Below are 17537 nucleotides of genomic sequence, written 5' to 3' on the forward strand. Positions count from 1 at the left end.
GCATCGTGCGCCTGTTGCAGCCGCGGGCGCGCATCATGCCGGCGATTTCGCGCGCACGGAGCTGCCGGCGAGCTTCGATCTTGCCATCGGCAATCCGCCGTTCTCCGACCGCACTGTGCGCTCGGATCGTGCGTACCGGTCGCTGGGCCTTCGCCTGCATGATTATTTCATTGCGCGGGCGGTCGATTTGCTGAAGCCCGGCGGGCTCGCCGCCTTCGAGACCAGTTCGGGCACGATGGACAAGGCGGATGCGTCGGCGCGCGAGCATATCGCCAAATCCGCCGACCTGATTGCTGCGATCCGGCTGCCCGAGGGCAGTTTCCGCGCCAGCGCCGGAACCGACGTCGTCGTCGACATCCTGTTCTTCCGGAAGCGCAAGATCGGCGACCCTGAAGGCGATCGGTCCTGGCTCGATGTCGATGAAGTCCGTCCTGCGACGCAGGATGAGGGCGCCATCCGCGTGAACAGCTGGTTTGCTGACCATCTGCAGTCAGTGCTCGGCACCCATGGTCTCGCCTCCGGTCCCTTCGGCGAGACCTACACATGCTCTCCCCGCGCAGGCGAGGACCTCGACGTCGCACTCTCGGCCGTCATCGCTCTCCTTCCGGAAGCGCTCTACGACGGCGAACCCGACGTGCTCGATCCCCATCTGGAGGACGCCGGCGATCCGGCCGGCGCCGATCTGCCGTCCGACCTGTATGTGCGCGAGGGCAGCTATTTCTTCGACAAAGCGCTCGGCCTGATGCAGATCCTCGACGGCCAACCCGTTTCCGTGAAGGTCCGCCAGGGCCGCAGCGCCGATGGCATCCCGGAAAAGCATGTCCGCATCATCAGGAAGCTCATCCCGATCCGCAATGCGGTACGTGAGGTGCAGAAGGCGCAGGAGTTCGACTGCCCCTGGAAGGAGGCCCAGGTCAGGCTACGCATCGCCTGGTCGACCTTCGTGCGGGACTTCGGCCCGGTCAACTTCACCACCGTCTTAACCGCCGAGGACGAAGAGACCGGCGAGGTACGGGAGACGCATCGCCGCCCCAACATCCAGCCCTTCCTCGACGATCCCGATTGCTGGCTGGTCGCCTCGATCGAGGACTATGACCTCGAGACCAATACCGCAAAGCCCGGCGCGATTTTCACCGGGCGCGTGATCTCGCCGCCGGCGCCGCCGGTGATCACCAGCGCGGCCGACGCGCTTGCCGTGGTGCTCAACGAGCGTGGTCGGGTCGACGTCGAGCACATCGCAGAGCTCTTGCATCGTGGCGCCCAGGACGTCGTCGCCGAACTCGGCAGCGCCATCTTTCGCGATCCGGCGGACGGATCGTGGCAGACGGCGGACGCTTATCTGTCGGGCCACGTCCGCGACAAGTTGAAGGTGGCGGAAGCGGCGATCGCGCTCGATCCGTCCTATGAGCGCAACGTTACGGCGCTGCAGGGCGTGCAGCCTGTCGATTTGCGCCCCTCCGATATCACCGCGCGGCTCGGCGCGCCCTGGATTCCGGCCGCCGATATCGTCGCCTTCGTCAAGGAGACGATGGACGCTGACATTAAGATCCATCACATGCAGGAACTGGCCTCCTGGACCGTGGAAGCGCGTCAGCTCGGATGGACGGCGGCCGGCACGTCGGAATGGGGAACGGATCGCCGGCATGCCGGGGAGCTTCTCGCGGATGCGCTGAACAGTCGCGTGCCGCAGATTTTCGACACCATCAAGGACGAGATGAGCGAGCGGCGCGTGCTCAATGTCGTGGACACCGAGGCCGCGAAGGCGAAACTGCAAAAGATCAAGGATGCCTTCCAGCGCTGGATCTGGTCCGACCCTGATCGCACCGACCGTTTGGCGCGCGTCTACAACGACCGCTTCAACAACATCGCACCGCGAGCCTTCGATGGCTCGCATCTGAAGCTCCCGGGCGCCTCTGGCGCCTTTTCTCTTTATGGCCACCAGACGCGCGGCATCTGGCGGATCGTCTCGGCGGGCTCAACCTATCTGGCCCATGCCGTCGGCGCCGGCAAGACCATGACCATGGCGGCCGCGATCATGGAGCAGCGGCGGCTTGGCCTGGTCGCCAAGGCCATGCTGGTGGTGCCCGGCCATTGCCTGGCGCAGACGGCGCGCGAGTTCCTGGCGCTTTACCCGGCGGCGCGCATTCTCGTCGCCGACGAGACCAATTTTACCAAGGACAAGCGGCAGCGTTTCCTGTCGCGGGCGGCGACGGCGACATGGGATGCTATCATCATCACGCACTCTGCGTTCCGTTTCATCGCCGTACCGTCGGCGTTCGAGCAGCAGATGATCCAGGACGAGCTGGAGCTTTACGAAACCTTGCTGACCAAGGTCGAAAGCGACGACCGTGTCTCGCGCAAGCGGCTCGAACGGTTGAAGCAGGGTCTGAAGGAGCGGCTGGAGTGCCTGTCGACCCGCAAGGACGACCTTCTGACTATCTCCGAGATCGGCGTTGACCAAATCATCGTCGACGAGGCGCAGGAGTTCAGGAAGCTCAGCTTCGCGACCAATATGAGCACCTTGAAGGGTGTCGATCCGAACGGCTCGCAGCGCGCCTGGGACCTTTATGTGAAGTCGCGCTTCATCGAGACGAAGAACCCCGGCCGGGCGCTGGTGCTCGCCTCCGGCACGCCGATCACCAACACGCTCGGCGAGATGTTCTCCGTGCAGCGCTATCTCGGCTACGCCGCGCTTCTCGAGCGCGGCCTGCACGAGTTCGACGCCTGGGCCTCGACTTTCGGAGACGTCTCGACCGAGCTCGAGCTCCAGCCGTCCGGTAAGTACAAGCCGGTGACGCGCTTTGCCACCTCAACGTGCCGGAGCTGATCGCGATGTTCCGCTCCTTCGCCGACGTGGTGATGCCGGACGATCTGCGTCAATATTTGAAAGTGCCGTCACTCTCGACCGGCCGGCGCCAGATCCTGACGTCCAAGCCGACGGCCGCCTTCAGGCGCTACCAAACGCTGCTCGACCAGCGCATCAAGGAGATCGAGATGCGCGATCGGCCGCCGGAGCCCGGCGACGACATCCTGCTCTCCGTCATCACGGACGGTCGCCACGCGGCGATCGACCTGCGGTTTGTCGATCCCGACAATGATAATGAGCCCGACAACAAGCTCAACGATCTGATCGCGAACGCCTTCCGCATCTGGAAGGAGACCGCGGAAAACCCCTATGTGCGCCCGGACGGTAAGCCGTACGAGCGTCCCGGCGCGGCGCAGATGATCTTCTCCGATCTTGGCACGATCAGCGTCGAGAAGAGCCGGGGCTTCTCGGCCTATCGCTGGATCCGGGACGAGCTCATTCGCATGGGCGTGCCCGCCCCGGAAATTGCCTTCATGCAGGACTACAAGAAGTCCGAGGCCAAGCAGCGCCTGTTCGGCGACGTGCGCGCCGGCAAAGTCCGCTTCCTGATCGGTTCCTCCGACACGATGGGTACCGGGGTCAATGCGCAGTTGCGCCTCAAGGCGCTGCATCATCTCGACGTGCCCTGGTTGCCCTCCCAGATCGAGCAGCGCGAAGGGCGCATCGTGCGTCAGGGCAATCAGCACGACGAGGTCGATGTTTTCGCCTACGCGACTGAGGGCTCGCTCGATGCGACCATGTGGCAGAACAATGAGCGCAAGGCCCGCTTCATCGCGGCCGCGCTCTCGGGTGATACCTCGATTCGCCGGCTCGAAGATTTGGGCGAGGGGCAGGCGAACCAGTTCGCCATGGCGAAGGCGATCGCATCCGGCGACCAGCGCCTGATGCAGAAGGCGGGGTTAGAGGCCGACATCGCGCGGCTGGAGCGTTTGCGCGCCGCTCATGTCGATGATCAGCATGCCGTGCGCCGTCAGATGCGCGACGCCGAGCGCGAGATCGAGTTTTCGACCCGGCGCATCGCGCAGATCGGACAAGACATCGAACGCCTTGTGCCGACAGCGGGCGAGGCCTTTGCGATGAGCATGAATGGCAGGCCCTATACCGAACGCAAGGAGCCGGCCGCGCGCTGATGAGGGAAATTCTGACCCTCGTGCAGCTTCAGCAGGAAGGCGAAACCGTCATCGCCTCGATCGGCGGCTTCGACCTCGAATATTCCGGCGAGCGCTTCGGACGCGACGGCTATCGCTACACCACCATGCTGTTGCGGACCGCCGCCGAATACGAGATCGACCTGTCAGTCACCGTGGCCCCGCTTGGCGCAGTCTCCCGCCTGGAGCACGCGCTCGCTGATTTCGAGGGGGAACGGGAACGCTTTCGTCAGCGTCTCGCCGATGCACGGCGGCGCCTTGCGTCCTATCAGTCCCGCGAAGGCGGCGCCTTTGCCTTCGCCGACGAGCTCGCCGAGAAGCGCCGGCAACTCGTCGAGGTCGAGAAGGCGCTCTCCTCGGACATCGAAGGGGTAGGCGAGGTGAGGGCGATCGCGGCTTAGACGCTCTCAGCACCCCTCTGTCACCGCAATTACCGTGTCTCACTTCAGGGGTGCAGTCCAGTACACTGAATGACGCGTTGAAGAGCTACCGCGTCACTTGGCGTAACCCTGAGAGCGGAGCCACGCGATCTTGCGGTCTCCGTTTATCCAGTCGTCGGCATCTGCCTTGCTGGTGAATCCTGTGATTTCGCGCTGTTCGCTGCCCGGGTAATCCGCCAGTATTTTCCAGTCGCTCTCTGAAATGCGGACGGCTTTGAAGGTCACTTTTGTTTTGGCCATGCCGCACTATGCAGGAGATGGCCTGAAAAGAGAACCCGCGGGTCGTGAGAAAAGAAGAGGAAAAGAGGAAAAAGCCCGCTCGCAGACCGGGCGGGTCGCTGGCGCTGAAGCTCAACCGCCGCCTGCGCGATCCCGGCCCGTCGTCCTGCGCAGGGCTTTGGCCCTGCTGGTCCTGCCGGGCAGGGATGCTCGGCCGCAGTTGCACCGGCCCGCCCGCTCCGCGGGGCCAGGGGATGTCTTCGGAAAGAAGACGAGAAAGGCCGGCCGAGCCGGTCTGCAACCCCAAAAAGGAGCATTCCCATGCGTCTCATCAAGGTCGATCCGCGCGCGCTGAAGGAAAACCCCGACCGCCTGCGTCAGACGAAATCCACGCCGCAGGCCGACGCGCTGCTGCTGGCGACGATCAAGGCTGTCGGCATCGTGCAGCCGCCCGTCATCACGTCAGAGGCCGGCGGCAGCAACGCCTACATCATCTATGCCGGGCATCGCCGCGTGAAACAAGCGATTGCTGCTGGTCTTGACGAGATCGACGTCATCGTCGACGAGGCGGCGAACGACAATGGCGCCATGCGCTCGATGGTCGAGAACATCGCCTTCGAACCGCTCAACCCGGTCGACCAGTGGCGGGCGATCGAGCGCCTCGTGGCGCTTGGCTGGACCGAGGAGGCGATCGGCGTCGCGCTTGCGCTTCCCGTGCGTCAGATCAGGAAGCTGCGCCTGCTCGCGAACGTACTGCCCGCCATGCTCGACCACATGGCCAGGGGCGACATGCCGAACGAGCAGCAGCTTCGTACTATCGCCGCCGCCTCGCTCGACGAGCAGAAGGAGGTCTGGAAGAAGCATAAGCCATCCAAGGCGGACCCGCAGGTGTCCTGGTGGAGCGTCGCGCAAGGCCTCCAGAAGACGCACATGTATGCACGGCACGCCAGCTTCGGTGACGATCTCACGCGGGCGTACGGAATTCAGTGGGTCGAGGACCTGTTTGCTCCGGCCGACGAGGACAGCCGCTACACCACTAATGTCGAGGCCTATCTCGGCGCGCAGCATGAGTGGATGGCGAACAACCTGCCGAAGAAGGGCGTCATCGCTGAGACCACGAACTGGGGAGAGGTGAAGCTGCCGGCGAAGGCCGAACGGGTCCACGGCAAGCCGACGAAGTCCGATTGCACCGCAATGTATCTCGACCGCGAGGGCCGCGTGCAGACGGTGCATTACCGCATGTCCGAAGCGAAGAAGTCGAAGGGCAAGGCTGCGCCGGACGCGGTCAGCGCTCCGGACGATGTCGGCGTAGTCTCGAAACCTCGTCCCGATGTGACGCGCAAAGGCATCGAGATGATGGGCGACTACCGCACGGACGCGCTGCGCGAAGCCCTCGGCCGTGCGCCGGTCGAGGACGACACGCTGATGGCGCTGCTGATCCTTGCCTTCGGTCAGAACGTCTCCGTCACGACGGGAAGCGTCGGTTTCCATAACGGCCATAGCCGCCTGGCGAAGCACACGGCGGGGCTGTTCGACGGTGACGGCAAGCTCGCCTTCGACATGGACACGCTGCGCATCTCAGCCCGCGCCATGCTCATCGATGTGTTCTCGTGCCGCGAGAACGCCACCAACAGCGGCATCGTCGCCCGTATCGCCGGCGCGACCATCGGCGCGGACGAGTTCTTGCCCAACATGGGCACCGAGGACTTTCTCTCGTGCCTGTCGCGCCCCGCGCTCGAGGCGTCGTGCAAGGACACGCCGGTCCTGCCGCGCCAGCGCGCGAAGGACACCCGCGCTGCGCTCGCCGAGCACTTCAAGGAGGGTCGCTTCGTCCACTCCGCGGCGCTCTTCGCACCGGACCCGACGAAGCTTTCCGAATGGCTGTCGTCCAACGCGAGCGCTGCGGACGACGCCGATGAGACGGATGAGGACGTCGACGGCATCCGCGATGAACTCGCTGACGGTGACGCCGCTACGTTCAGGGAGGCGGCCGAATAGGTCCCTACCTTCTTCTTCCGAACGACTGCCGCCGCCGGCCAAGCCGGCGGCGGTTCTGTTTCCACACATCCGCAAAACCGGAGGACACGATGTCCGCACATGTCACCGAGGGACAGGACCGCAGCATGAATGCGTCATCTCCCACACGCCAGAACCAAACCGTGCCTGAATTCCCCGCAGTCACTTTCGGCCGCGGCGCTGACGGCCTTCTCGTCGCACTTGTCGGCGAATCGGCCTTCGCGATGGCGCCCCGCCGCGACGGTCGGCTTTATCTCGTCACGGCCCGGCGCATCTCCCGCCCCATGGGCGAATGGACGCGCGGCGACTTCTACGGCCATTCCGGCGTGCTTGCCGACGAGGCGGCATTCCGCGCCGCCGTGCTCGAAAACGCCGAGCACCAGCGCGAGCGTAAGATGCTCGGCCGCGTCGAGGTGTATTCGCGTGCCCACACGCCCTGGGGCGCCTCGCAGGGCGCGACCGTCTATGCCGAAGGCGTCGAACGACACTCGACGGCCGGACATGGAGGCTTCAAGCTTTCGGCCGAGGAAAACCGCAAGGTCCATCCCACGCTGCGATCGACGGGCGGCTGGTATGAGGAAGATTCGGAATGGGCGATCGTTGCGATCACCTTTCCGCATCTCTTCACGGCGTTCGAGCGCCGCTGCGCCGAACGCACGATCAAGGATTCATGGCCGGACGCCTGGGAGACGATCTTCGGCACCGTGCTCGCGCCGGGAGAGTCCTATGAGAAGGATCGCCGCAGTTTTGAGCTGACGCATGCCAACGACTGGATCGTGATTTCGGCGATCACCTCAAGTCGCTTCGAAGGCTTCGTGGAGTGCGTTGCAACGCCCGGCGGCAGGCGCGGAGCTGGAACGGAGGAGCGGCGCTTCCTCGTTCCATCCTCCGACTACGAGGTCAAACGCTTTGGCTTCGTGATCGACCCGAGCCGGCACCAAGTCTATGGCGGGCCATCGGACTTCGTCGGCTGGCAGATCGGGAGGGTCACATGAGCCTATCCCCGGATCGCCTGGCGCCCCTTCACCGCATGCGGGAGGCGCGGCGGGAGATTCAGCGCCAGCTCGATTCGATCGACCGCCAGATCACGCGGCGGATGACGGCGCTGATCCTGCAGCTGAAGCTGAAACCTGCCGGCAGGGCGCCGGACCCGAGTGCCTTCCTCGAGCGGTATCGTTCGCATCTTTCGGCAATCACGGCGGAACGCCGGCCGGAGATCGAACGCACTGTCCCGCAAGCTCGTGCAGCAGGATGCCGCGATCGCGGCGTACTGTGCTCGCAGCGGCCTCCTCTCCGACCGGCTCGATGCTCGCGGCCAGTGCAGTCGGCCCGGCCTTGCTGTGCGATCGCGCAGCCGTGGGCACCGCGACCATGAATGACAACGCCCGCGCGGCGTTCGAACGACGGCTCCGCACTGCCAGGAGCAACACCGGCCAGTCGTGACCGTCGGAACTTCATCCCTTGCCTGGTGAGACGCTGATAGCCTCGGCGGATTCGACCTGTCCAACGTCTTCGCTGCGGATCGCGATATCGCCATGGCAATGGTCGTGCACCGCCTCGCCGATTCTCCAGTCGCGCAAATATCTGGAGGCCTACCGCGCCGAGATCGAGGAGCTCATCAGGCTCTGGCGGCCGGAGGTCTGGACGCGCACAGTCGCAATCGCCTGACATCAAGGAAGTTGGCCCGTCGTTCTCGATCTCGGGTGACGCATGAGTTCGCGGTAGGTCATTGCGATCCTTGCCCGTTTTCTCTTCATCGTTCCGGCCCGCCGGATCTCCCCTCGGGTTTGTCGCGCTCGTAAACCGGCGGCCGGGCGCTTCAAGGCCGCTATCGCGCCGCGTTGCGGCCGGGACTGCCGATCTCGGCAAAGCGTGTCCGCGTCCCGCGCGAGGGCTGCAAGCCCTGCTTGTCCGCAAACCCGCTCCGCTCGATCCGGCAGCCCCGGACCCTGAAGCGCCCGTCTTTCCGCCGGTTTTTCTCGATCGCACCCGAAGGGAGGACCGGCAGGAGCCGGCCCAAGCCTTCAGGGAGAAACCGAAGGAAAGGATGTTCCCATGACCAAGACTGCTCGCACTCCCCGCCAGCCCGCCAAGGTCGTCCAGCTTCGTAAAAGCACCACTCTCGAAATGGTCAGGCTCGCCTGCCCCGACGCCACCCAGGCCACCCTCATCTCCGAGAGCTTCGGCCTTCCCGTTCTCGACAGCGATGGCATCCGCGATCTCCATGAGCGCCTGATCGTCGAGACGGCCGCGAGCCTCAGCGATGGCCTTGGCGAGCGTGCGATGCAGATCCATCTCCAGCGGATCGTCGGCGCCTATGTCGGCTCCGCCCACGGAGCGGGTCAGTTCTACAGCCGCGCGGTGACGGAAGCCCGCGACGCTACGGCGAAGGCCGCCAATGACGCTCGTGATGTGGACCTCGACGGTCCGGTCGGCTTCGACAGCACCGCGCAGCGTAAGCGCGAATTCGCCGCCGACATGGCCATCCAGTCGCACGCGCTGCGGATGGCGGCTGAAGGCACTGTTGCAGCCTACGAACAGGTCGTCGGTGAAGCCTGGAAGCCCTTCGAACGGCCGATCGAGAACCCCGGGCAGACCGTCGATCGCAAGGCGGCCGAACTCCAGATGGCGGCGTTCGGCTGAGCGCCGCAGGCGGGGCTTCGGCCCCGCCGATCATCTCGTCGTCGACACGCACGAAGGCCGCTCCGAACGAGCGGCCTTTGCCATGTTGCTCTCTCTTGCGCCGATCGTTCAGCCCCGATCATCCGCCAGATCTGAGAAGCGCGTGAACTCGCCCTGGAACGACAGCATCACCGCGCCCGTAGGCCCGTGACGCTATTTACCGATAATGATCTCGGCCTTGCCGTGCGCGGCCGCAAAATCAGCCTCCCAATTCAGATGTTCTTCAGTGTCCGGCCTCGGCTCCTGGCAGGTAATACTCTTCACGAAACACGAACAGCACGACGTCCGCATCCTGCTCGATCGAGCCCGATTCCCGCAGGTCAGACAGTTGCGGCCGTTTCTCCTCCCGGTTCTCGACCAGGCGGGAGAGTTGGGAGAGTGCGATGGTGGGCACGTTGAGCTCCTTGGCCAACGCCTTCAGGCCGGTCGTGATCTCGGTGAGCTCCTGGACACGGTTCTGCGCAGCGCGCTGTGTCCGGCCTTGCATCAGTTGAAGATAGTCGATCACGATGAGATCGAGCCCGCGCTGCCGCTTCAAACGCCTTGCGCGCGCAGCCAATTGGCCAACACTCAAGCCGCCGGTCTGGTCGACATAGAGCGGGATTCGGCGCATCGCGTTGCGGCGGCCGACAAGCCGCTCGAACTCCCGTTCATCGATGGCGCCGCGGCGGATGCTCGATGACGACACCTCGGCTTGCTCGGATATGACGCGCGTGGCGAGTTGCTCCGACGACATCTCGAGCGAGAAGAACGCCACGATCCCGCCGGCAGCAGCCTTCCGCGAGCCGTCGTCTGCCGCCGCAGGCTGATATGAACTTGCGACATTGTAGGCGACATTGGTCGCAAGCGCCGTCTTACCCATGCCCGGCCGACCAGCAATGATGATGAGATCGGACGGCTGCAAGCCGCCCATCTTCGCATCGAGGTCCCTGAGTCCGGTCGGCAAGCCCGAGAGGTTACCGTCGCTCTGATACGCTTGCGCCGCGCGGTCGATGGCATGGGAGAGCGCCGAGTCGAAGGTCTCGAACCCTCCGCCGAAACGTCCGGTCTCGGCGACATCATAGAGACGTTGCTCTGCCCGTTCGATCAGCTCTGCCGCCGCGCAATCGATGGCCGCGTCGAAGGCTGCATTGCGCATGTCGTCTGCGACATTGATGATCTCGCGCCGAAGCGCGAGATCATAAATCGTGCGCCCGTAGTCGGCCGCGTTGATGATCGTGGTCGCTTCCGCAGCGAGGCGGGCGAGATATTGCGATGGCGACAACCCTGCGATATCCAGATCGGCGGGAAGGAAAGTCTTGATAGTGATCGGGGTGACGGTCTTGTTCGCACTGATCAACCCGCTTGCGATCTCGTAGATCGTGCCGTGAAGCGGTTCGAAGAAGTGGTCCGGTCTCACGAAATCGGACACATGATAAAACGCAGCATTGTTGATCAGGATCGCCCCGAGCAGCGCCTGTTCGGCCTCGATGTTGTGCGGCATCACGCGATGTCGCTCGATCTCCGCCAGTTCCAGTCTGTGCGCCGCTTGCGCCATTGCGTCCTGCGCTGGTCGAAATCAACGACACATCCGAATCGTAGTGCCGCCGCGTAAGGCTATCTTTTGTGCGCGTCGTTCGCACCGGGGAGAGACGCGCCAAATCGTTAGCGCCGCTGAAAGAATCGCGTGCGTGATGAGCCGAATCGCTGAATTGCGAATTTTTATCGCGACCGCCCGGAACGTGGGCTCAGCGGAAACTTCTCTGCATCGTCGTTTCACGGATCGAACACCATCGCTGCCGCCGGCCTCGTGTCCTTCACGTTGCGCGTCACGAGACAAAGACCGCGTCCGATCGCGGTCTCGGCGAGGATCGCATCGATGACTGGTATGGCCGCTCGTCCGCTTCACCTCCCCGGGCATCCGACCGCAGCGGACGATCGGCTGGTACCAAAGCGAACGCCACAAATTGCCATGACAGGTCGGCTCGTCCGATTTGAATGATGGCGTCAGGCCTACCCGGTGAACATCCAGAGTTGCTCGCTGGCCATGTAGCCGGCCAGCAACAGGGCCCCGAGGACGACGATGAGCGCCGCGGCGCCGACTTCGATCGCGCGCATCGCGAGCATGCCGGGTCCTACCCGCGTTTTCGCTATGCGACTGGCGACCTCGCGCGCGCTGGCCGCGAGGGTTGCGATTGCCGCTACCGTCGCAGCCGTACCCAAGCCCATGATCAGCGTTGCGCCCACACCGGTCCAGAACAGGTCCTGAGCCAGCGCGAAGATAAGGACGATGATCGCACCGGAGCAGGGTCTTAAACCGACCGCGACCACCGCGGCGAGCCCTCGCCGCCAGCCGCCTGCGCCGGCGAGCGCCGCCGGCTCGGGCCCATGGACGTGGCCCACAGGCCGATTCATGATGCTCATGATCGTCGTGGCACCGGAAGGCGTGTTCGTGAGCGGCGCATCCCTCGACCTGGCATTGCCCGCCCCGCATCGCCGTGGCGCCAGGCGGCCGCTCGGACAATCGGAAGGTCGTAGCGCTTAGACTCTTGGCAGCCGGAACCGACGCAAAAGCCAGATCGGGCGTCCGATGCCAGCTCAGTTCGCGGCAGCCGATCAGGAAGCCACGGCCTTTGACATAAAGAAGCCTGAGGCCGATAAGGATGACGAGAGCATAACTCGTGATCTCGACCAGATGGACGGTTAATCCGATCGCTTTTGCGGTTGCGCCAAGCAGAACGGCGGCGATGGCTACGACGATGATGGCAACGACAGACTGGATGGCTGCAGACACAAAGGACAGCACAACACCGCGGCGCCAGGTCTCCTCGCTGGCGACGAGGTAGGAGGAGATCACCGCCTTGCCGTGTCCTGGACCAACAGCATGAAAAACGCCATACACGAAGGAGATGCCGAATAATTCCCACATCGCGGCCCCATCCTCCTTGGCGGCCCGGATGAAGGTCGACAGCGAACGGTAGAAGGCGGCTTGTTCGGCAAAAACCCAGCCCGTCACGCCGGGCATGGGCACAGCAGTATGCGGCGCGCCAAACGGCGCGCTCGATGCCGACAGGATACCGGTCGTGCAGGCGACGAGGATCGTCGCCAGGGTGGTCAGGGCGACAGCACGCGATCTGGTCATGGGCACTTCACCAGGATCTTGTTGGCGAAAATTTCTCCATAGGTGCTGGAGGGGTCGAGCGGGACGCTGTCGAGCTGGCCGAGCCGCGCCTGCTCAGCCGGCGTTGGCTGGTGCGGCAGATCGTAGGTCACGAGGCATTGCGGCGCGCCGCTTAAGGAAACCGGCTTGTCCTTGGCGAACTCGAAATCCACGAAGGTCGAGGGGTCGTAGATCTCGATCTGCATGGCCTTTGCGACGGCAGGCGCTTTCAAAGGCAGAGTGAAATGCAGTAAGGGCAGCGTTCTTGTAATCGAGGCAGTAGTCGCTCCGGTCAGTGAATTTCAGCTTCTTGCCGTCGGCACGGGCGTAAGTGAAATAGTCATATTCCTTGAGCGAATCCACGTTGGTTTGGGCGAGCGAGGCCAGTTCCTCGCGCGTGTATTGGCCCTTTTTCGCATGCGAGATGCTCTGAAGGGCATAGGCTGAAAACATGTCATCGAAGGTCTAGGCGTGGCGGATACCCGTCATGATGCCATCGGCGGCGTAGAGGATTTCGCTATGGAACGTGACCCAGACATGGGGATGCGCCTGTGCGCGGCTGACGGACAACCACAAGAGAAAGATCGCGCAGTAGCAACAGGTGCGTCTGGTCATGGTCTATCCGCCGAATCGGATGCTGACGGCTTCCGCAAGAAGCGGGAGCGATGGTCTCAAATGCGTTTGGAGTCAGGTGACGCATGCATCTTGCGTCGGGCCACGCAAGACTTGTGCTGCGGGAAGACTTGAATTGGCAGCAAGACGTCAGGCGGCGGGGGGCGCGCGCGATAGGAACGCCGCGTGACGTGCCTGAAACATCCGATAGGAAACCGGATTGAACGCACGATCAATCGCGGTGAATCGCAGCGGATGCGAATCTGCGGGCGCATCCGGTGGCGAAGAGTTCGACAGCAGGAAACCCGAGAAGCAGATCGGGCAGTGGTCGTCGTCATCGGCCAGCCGCGACGGCAGCTGCGTTACGGCGTGCTGTGTCGACCTGGCGTGCCTGAGGCTCACGACATCGGGGCGGTCGCCCCCTGAAAAGGCGAGATCATGCGTGTGGACGTGGGCGAAAGACAGCGCGAGCTGCAGCATCAGCGCCGCCAGCGCGAGATAGGCTCCGCATCGCGCGAAGGCCCCTGCCATCATCATTGTCGCCGCTGCCAAAGAGCCGTTCCCTTCCGACGTCTGGGCCTCGACCGCCATCAGCCGAACGCGCGCAATGGCCGCCCTTTCATTTGCGATCTCCCCGCACTGGACGAGAAAAATATGGCGATCGAGCGGCTAGGAGCGCCCCGTCAGCCGGACGTTTCCTTTCGAGGGAGCGGGTTCTTTGAGTTCGGTTGCATCACCTTTGCCGGCTCCGTCATGCGGTCGCTCACCGACCGCATCGGTTGGTGGAAAGATGCTGTCATAGATCGCGCGCGCTTCGCGAATGAGGCGAAGCCGCTCGAGCTCGGATTTTGGAACAAATCCTACGATCTCACCCATCAGCGCACTGTCAGGCACAGCAAGCCTCAAAGCCCTGCCTTAGCAGGTCCTTTGGCAGGTCGCGCCCGATGAAAACGAGCCGTGTCTCGCGCGTTTCCTGGGCCTTCCAGGGACGCCGACTTCCGCCTTCAACGAGCATGTGCACGCTCTGAACGACAAATTGCCGATCGTCATCCTCCATCGATGCGATGCCCTTCATGCGTAGGATGTCCGGACCAAAGCGTTGGGTGACATCCTGAATCCAGGACATGAACCTGTTGGGCTTCATCGGTCGGTCTGCGACCAGGGACAGGCTGCCGATCCCGTCGTCGTGTTCGTGCTCGTGTTCCTCGGTGAGGAATCCGGGCTCGACTTCGAGGATGCGCTCGAGATTGAAGGCGTCTTGCCCCAGTATCTGGGCGAGCTCGATACCACAGCGCTCCGTTCTGTGAATCTTCGCATATGGGTTGATGTTTCGGATACGACGTTCGACTATTGCGAGCCCGTCCACATCGAGAAGATCAACCTTGTTGACGAGAACGACGTCGGCGAACGCGAGTTGCTCCTGCGCTTCCGGCGCGCGGTCTATCTGTTCGAGGAGATGCCTGGCATCCGCGACGGTGATGATGGCGTCGAGCTTCGTCTTGCGGCGGACGTCCTCGTCGACGAAGAACGTCTGCGCCACCGGTGCCGGATCTGCGAGCCCTGTCGTCTCGATGACAATGCCGTCGAAGGCTCGGCTGCGCCGCATCAGCCCTGCGATGATCCGGATGAGGTCGCCCCGAACCGTGCAGCAAATACAACCGTTGTTCATTTCGAAAATCTCTTCGTCGGCGTCGACGATGAGATCGTTGTCGATACCGACCTCTCCGAACTCGTTCACGATCACGGCATATCGCTTGCCGTGCGCTTCCGAGAGGATGCGGTTGAGCAGCGTCGTCTTCCCGGAGCCGAGATAACCGGTCAGAACGGTGACGGGAAGCCGGGGTGCAGCATCGGGCATGGGGCCATTTTCCACTCAGCAACGTGATGCGAAACGCCGCCGCGAAACCGTATTGTAATGTTATAACATTACAGGTAATAGGAGGAGATGCAAAGGGAAAGACTTGGGCTTGGCAGATGCGGGACAACCGTTCTGGCGGCTGAGAGCAGACACGCGGACGCTCGACGGCGATTTCATTTCGATTGACCCGTCGTTCGCCACACGACATCTCTATGCCGTGGCAGCAGGCCTGCTTTCGACGGTTTCGGCTGCTGATTTTTGTTGGCCTTACACTAGCCTCGGTGAGCTTGCCAGCTTCTGCGCAACAGGGCGCAACAAAGCTAAAGGTCGTGGCGACGTTTTCGATCCTCGGTGATTTTGCCAGGAACGTTGGCGGTGATGGGGTCGACGTCACAACGCTGGTCGGTCCCAACGGTGACGTCCATGTCTACACGCCGCCGACCGCCGATGCGGAGGCGATCAGGAGCGCCAGACTTGTCATCGTCAATGGCCTCGGACTGGAGGGTTGGTTACCGCGGCTTGTGGAATCATCTGGCAGCACCGCGACCACCTTCGTCGCTGCCCATGGCATCATGTTGCGCAAGGTCGCTGCCGGCGAGATACTGAGTCGTGATCGCGGCGCGGGGGCAGTCGACCCGCACGCCTGGCAATCCGTTGCGAACGCCGAGATCTATATCACCAATATCCGTGACGCCATGATCGCCGCCAATCCCGCCAACGCTGCGACGTACAGGGCCAATGCATCGGCCTATCTGACCAAGCTGGAGGCACTCGACCACGAGGTTCGCGAGGCGCTGGCGCCGATCCCCCAAGAGCGGCGCAAGGTGATTTCAACCCACGATGCCTTTGGTTATTTTGCCGCTGCCTACGACCTCACGTTCGTAGCGCCGGAGGGCGTTTCGACCGAAACCGAGCCGAGCGCGCGGGATATCGCAACCATCATCACGCAGATCAAGAAAGAGAAGATTCCGGCGGTGTTTTTGGAGAACGTGAGCGACCCCAGACTGATGCGCCAGATTGCCTCCGAAACCGGCGCAGCCATCGGCGGAACGCTTTATTCGGATAGCCTGACGAGCGAGAATGGCGAGGCTCCGAACTACATCGAGATGGTCAGGCACAATATCAGGACGATCGCGAGCGCTCTTGGGAACTGACGTGCTTGTCCGGGCGGGTGACCCTGCCCCAACGGTTGAACACGCCGCGACGCTTGAACTAGCATGCAAAATGCTTCGACAGGAGAATTGATCTGGTGCGGTTAAAATCCGTTCTTCTGACTATCGTCAATATCTTCAGTCGTGCCATCGTCATCATCGCCTTATTGGCGTTGCCGCGGTCTTTTGCCGCGCAGCAACCGTCGGGAGTTCCAGCTTGGCTGAGGGCACATGTCGGCGAAGGCGAACATCAAATCACAGAACTGGTCTTGCAGAGGGCGCGTGCGCTTTACCAGCAAAAAGTGAACCAAGGCGCGGTGAAGAATCCTTGCTACTTCGCCATGGACGCGACGCGTCCCAACGATTTAGACGAAGGCAAATTGGGGCGTCGGTTCTATGTTATCTGCGAATCCGAGCGATTGTTTCGTGCAATTTCGGCCGGTCACGGCGGCGGTCGCGATGTGAAAGGCGTCGCGGATTTCGCAAACGGAAGACGCTGCGCGAAGAACTTCAGCAACGCCATGGATTCGAGACTGACGGCCGGCGGGGCCTATGTAACCGGCGAGACGAAGACGTCGTTCAAAGGCTACTACCGTGTTTCGGCGAAACAAGACGCAGTTCTGATACGCTCGTTTGTTCAGTTTGATGGCGAGGGCGAGACCGCAAATGCCCGAGAGCGCGAGATCGGCGGGCATCCGGCCGAGTTGTTGAGGAACGTCTGTCTTCGAAAGGACCCACGCAGTCCGTACGCAAACCACGACGGTTACGTTCCGTTTGGAACACTGGAGGATTACGCTGGCGGCCGCAGCAACGGCTGCACCAGTTGGTCGCCATCGGACGCCGACCTAATCATCGCGATGGTGAAGGATAATCCGACAACGCTTTACATCTATCCTAACTCTGCCGACATCGAAGCCGTCGCGCGAGCGGTTGCGGCCGGCCGGTCGCTATCCGGCCAGGGACTATATTGGAACGCTTCCTGTCTGAACGAAATCCGCGCTCCAAAATTTTGGCCAAAGGAAACCCACGAGCCGATCCTGGCTCAATACAAGAAGGATCATCCGGCACCAGCGCAAGGGCCGATGCCGATTTGCAAGGGGCGGTGAATTTCTACCGTCCGGCACGCGGACTCAAGGAAACATCTGTGCATCCTCGTTCCACGGATCGAACACCATCGCGCCAGATGGCTTCGTGTCCTTCACGTTGCGTGTGACCAGATAGAGATCGTGCTCCATCGCGGTTGCGGCGAGCATCGTGTCGATCACAGGCGGAGCATGGCGGCCCGCCCGCTTCGCCTCGCCGGAAATCCTCCCCAACGCCGAACGATGTCGTCATCGAGCGACAGGGCGCGCTTGCCGAAGCGCTCCGTGCCGCGCGGCAATCAGGATGACAGTGCTTCCCACCCA

At 62.9% G+C, this 17537-nt stretch carries 13 protein-coding genes and 4 pseudogenes; 7 read left to right on the forward strand and 10 right to left on the reverse strand.

Going from position 1 to position 17537, the window contains the following annotated elements:
- Positions 1–4415 (forward strand): annotated as a pseudogene (locus CWO89_RS24985) (helicase-like domain-containing protein); the annotation flags it as partial.
- Positions 4416–4508: 93 nt separating this feature from the next.
- Here the strand turns inward: CWO89_RS24985 and CWO89_RS24990 are convergent.
- Positions 4509–4694 (reverse strand): hypothetical protein, encoded by a 186-nt coding sequence (locus tag CWO89_RS24990; RefSeq protein WP_130228684.1) that lies wholly within the window; start codon positions 4692–4694, stop codon positions 4509–4511.
- 300 nt (positions 4695–4994) lie between these two features.
- On the opposite strand from CWO89_RS24990, the gene CWO89_RS24995 reads away from it, so the two are divergent.
- Together CWO89_RS24995 and CWO89_RS25000 are read left to right on the forward strand one after the other, a co-directional pair.
- Complete coding sequence (locus tag CWO89_RS24995; protein WP_130228685.1) at positions 4995–6671, forward strand: ParB N-terminal domain-containing protein; 1677 nt, start codon at positions 4995–4997, stop codon at positions 6669–6671.
- Positions 6672–6796: 125 nt separating this feature from the next.
- On the forward strand, positions 6797–7684 hold the full coding sequence (locus tag CWO89_RS25000) for a DUF7007 domain-containing protein (RefSeq protein ID WP_130228688.1): 888 nt from the start codon (positions 6797–6799) through the stop codon (positions 7682–7684).
- A gap of 198 nt (positions 7685–7882) precedes the next feature.
- Here CWO89_RS25000 and CWO89_RS49170 read toward each other — a convergent pair whose 3' ends face one another.
- Positions 7883–8062, reverse strand: a complete 180-nt coding sequence (locus CWO89_RS49170) for a hypothetical protein (protein WP_165421327.1) — start codon at positions 8060–8062, stop codon at positions 7883–7885.
- Positions 8063–8150: 88 nt separating this feature from the next.
- Between CWO89_RS49170 and CWO89_RS25010 the strand changes: the two genes are divergently transcribed.
- Positions 8151–8357: a hypothetical protein gene (locus tag CWO89_RS25010; RefSeq protein WP_165421328.1), complete on the forward strand. Its 207-nt coding sequence runs from the start codon at positions 8151–8153 to the stop codon at positions 8355–8357.
- A 387-nt stretch (positions 8358–8744) separates the two neighbouring features.
- Positions 8745–9332 carry a hypothetical protein gene (locus tag CWO89_RS25015; protein ID WP_130228686.1) on the forward strand — a complete coding sequence of 196 codons (588 nt, stop codon included), beginning with the start codon at positions 8745–8747 and terminating at the stop codon, positions 9330–9332.
- Positions 9333–9440: 108 nt separating this feature from the next.
- Here CWO89_RS25015 and CWO89_RS25020 read toward each other — a convergent pair.
- The 7 genes and pseudogenes from CWO89_RS25020 to CWO89_RS25045 all read right to left on the reverse strand — a co-directional run bounded on the left by CWO89_RS25020 (position 9441) and on the right by CWO89_RS25045 (position 14980).
- A pseudogene (locus tag CWO89_RS25020) lies at positions 9441–10908 on the reverse strand (replicative DNA helicase).
- 455 nt (positions 10909–11363) lie between these two features.
- Positions 11364–11765: a HoxN/HupN/NixA family nickel/cobalt transporter gene (locus CWO89_RS49175; RefSeq protein ID WP_349644902.1), complete on the reverse strand. Its 402-nt coding sequence runs from the start codon at positions 11763–11765 to the stop codon at positions 11364–11366.
- 265 nt (positions 11766–12030) lie between these two features.
- Positions 12031–12492: pseudogene (locus CWO89_RS49180) on the reverse strand (HoxN/HupN/NixA family nickel/cobalt transporter); the annotation flags it as partial.
- Positions 12489–13125 (reverse strand): annotated as a pseudogene (locus CWO89_RS49640) (DUF1007 family protein). The pseudogenes CWO89_RS49180 and CWO89_RS49640, both read right to left, overlap by 4 nt.
- A 147-nt stretch (positions 13126–13272) precedes the next feature.
- Positions 13273–13713 carry a hypothetical protein gene (locus tag CWO89_RS25035; protein WP_130231394.1) on the reverse strand — a complete coding sequence of 147 codons (441 nt, stop codon included), beginning with the start codon at positions 13711–13713 and terminating at the stop codon, positions 13273–13275.
- A gap of 78 nt (positions 13714–13791) precedes the next feature.
- Positions 13792–13998 carry a hypothetical protein gene (locus CWO89_RS48075; RefSeq protein ID WP_130581344.1) on the reverse strand — a complete coding sequence of 69 codons (207 nt, stop codon included), beginning with the start codon at positions 13996–13998 and terminating at the stop codon, positions 13792–13794.
- A 10-nt stretch (positions 13999–14008) separates the two neighbouring features.
- Entirely contained in the window at positions 14009–14980 is a 972-nt protein-coding gene (locus CWO89_RS25045; RefSeq protein ID WP_130231398.1) for a CobW family GTP-binding protein, read from the reverse strand.
- A 212-nt stretch (positions 14981–15192) separates the two neighbouring features.
- On the opposite strand from CWO89_RS25045, the gene CWO89_RS25050 reads away from it, so the two are divergent.
- Positions 15193–16134, forward strand: coding sequence for a metal ABC transporter substrate-binding protein (locus tag CWO89_RS25050; RefSeq protein WP_130231400.1), 942 nt, complete (start codon positions 15193–15195; stop codon positions 16132–16134).
- A 95-nt stretch (positions 16135–16229) separates the two neighbouring features.
- Positions 16230–17237, forward strand: a complete 1008-nt coding sequence (locus tag CWO89_RS25055; protein WP_130231402.1) for a murein L,D-transpeptidase catalytic domain family protein — start codon at positions 16230–16232, stop codon at positions 17235–17237.
- A gap of 24 nt (positions 17238–17261) precedes the next feature.
- Here the strand turns inward: CWO89_RS25055 and CWO89_RS48910 are convergent, their stop codons facing one another.
- The gene (locus CWO89_RS48910; RefSeq protein WP_283813350.1) at positions 17262–17384 is read right to left on the reverse strand and encodes a PIN domain-containing protein; all 123 of its coding nucleotides are present in this window, start codon (positions 17382–17384) and stop codon (positions 17262–17264) included.
- Between the last annotated feature and the right edge of the window lie 153 nt (positions 17385–17537).

Source organism: Bradyrhizobium sp. Leo170, from assembly GCF_004296405.1.
Lineage (GTDB): Bacteria > Pseudomonadota > Alphaproteobacteria > Rhizobiales > Xanthobacteraceae > Bradyrhizobium.

What these genes read in the sequence shown, in the direction of transcription:
- CWO89_RS49175 (WP_349644902.1), bottom strand. Translation starts at nt 11,765, where the DNA reads ATGAATCGGCCTGTGGGCCACGTCCATGGGCCCGAGCCGGCGGCGCTC.
- CWO89_RS24995 (WP_130228685.1), top strand. Translation starts at nt 4,995, where the DNA reads ATGCGTCTCATCAAGGTCGATCCGCGCGCGCTGAAGGAAAACCCCGAC.
- CWO89_RS25000 (WP_130228688.1), top strand. Translation starts at nt 6,797, where the DNA reads ATGAATGCGTCATCTCCCACACGCCAGAACCAAACCGTGCCTGAATTC.
- CWO89_RS24990 (WP_130228684.1), bottom strand. Translation starts at nt 4,694, where the DNA reads ATGGCCAAAACAAAAGTGACCTTCAAAGCCGTCCGCATTTCAGAGAGC.
- CWO89_RS49170 (WP_165421327.1), bottom strand. Translation starts at nt 8,062, where the DNA reads ATGGTCGCGGTGCCCACGGCTGCGCGATCGCACAGCAAGGCCGGGCCG.
- CWO89_RS25045 (WP_130231398.1), bottom strand. Translation starts at nt 14,980, where the DNA reads ATGCCCGATGCTGCACCCCGGCTTCCCGTCACCGTTCTGACCGGTTAT.
- CWO89_RS48910 (WP_283813350.1), bottom strand. Translation starts at nt 17,384, where the DNA reads ATGCTCGCCGCAACCGCGATGGAGCACGATCTCTATCTGGTCACACGC.
- CWO89_RS25015 (WP_130228686.1), top strand. Translation starts at nt 8,745, where the DNA reads ATGACCAAGACTGCTCGCACTCCCCGCCAGCCCGCCAAGGTCGTCCAG.
- CWO89_RS25050 (WP_130231400.1), top strand. Translation starts at nt 15,193, where the DNA reads ATGCCGTGGCAGCAGGCCTGCTTTCGACGGTTTCGGCTGCTGATTTTT.
- CWO89_RS25035 (WP_130231394.1), bottom strand. Translation starts at nt 13,713, where the DNA reads ATGGCGGTCGAGGCCCAGACGTCGGAAGGGAACGGCTCTTTGGCAGCG.
- CWO89_RS48075 (WP_130581344.1), bottom strand. Translation starts at nt 13,998, where the DNA reads ATGGGTGAGATCGTAGGATTTGTTCCAAAATCCGAGCTCGAGCGGCTT.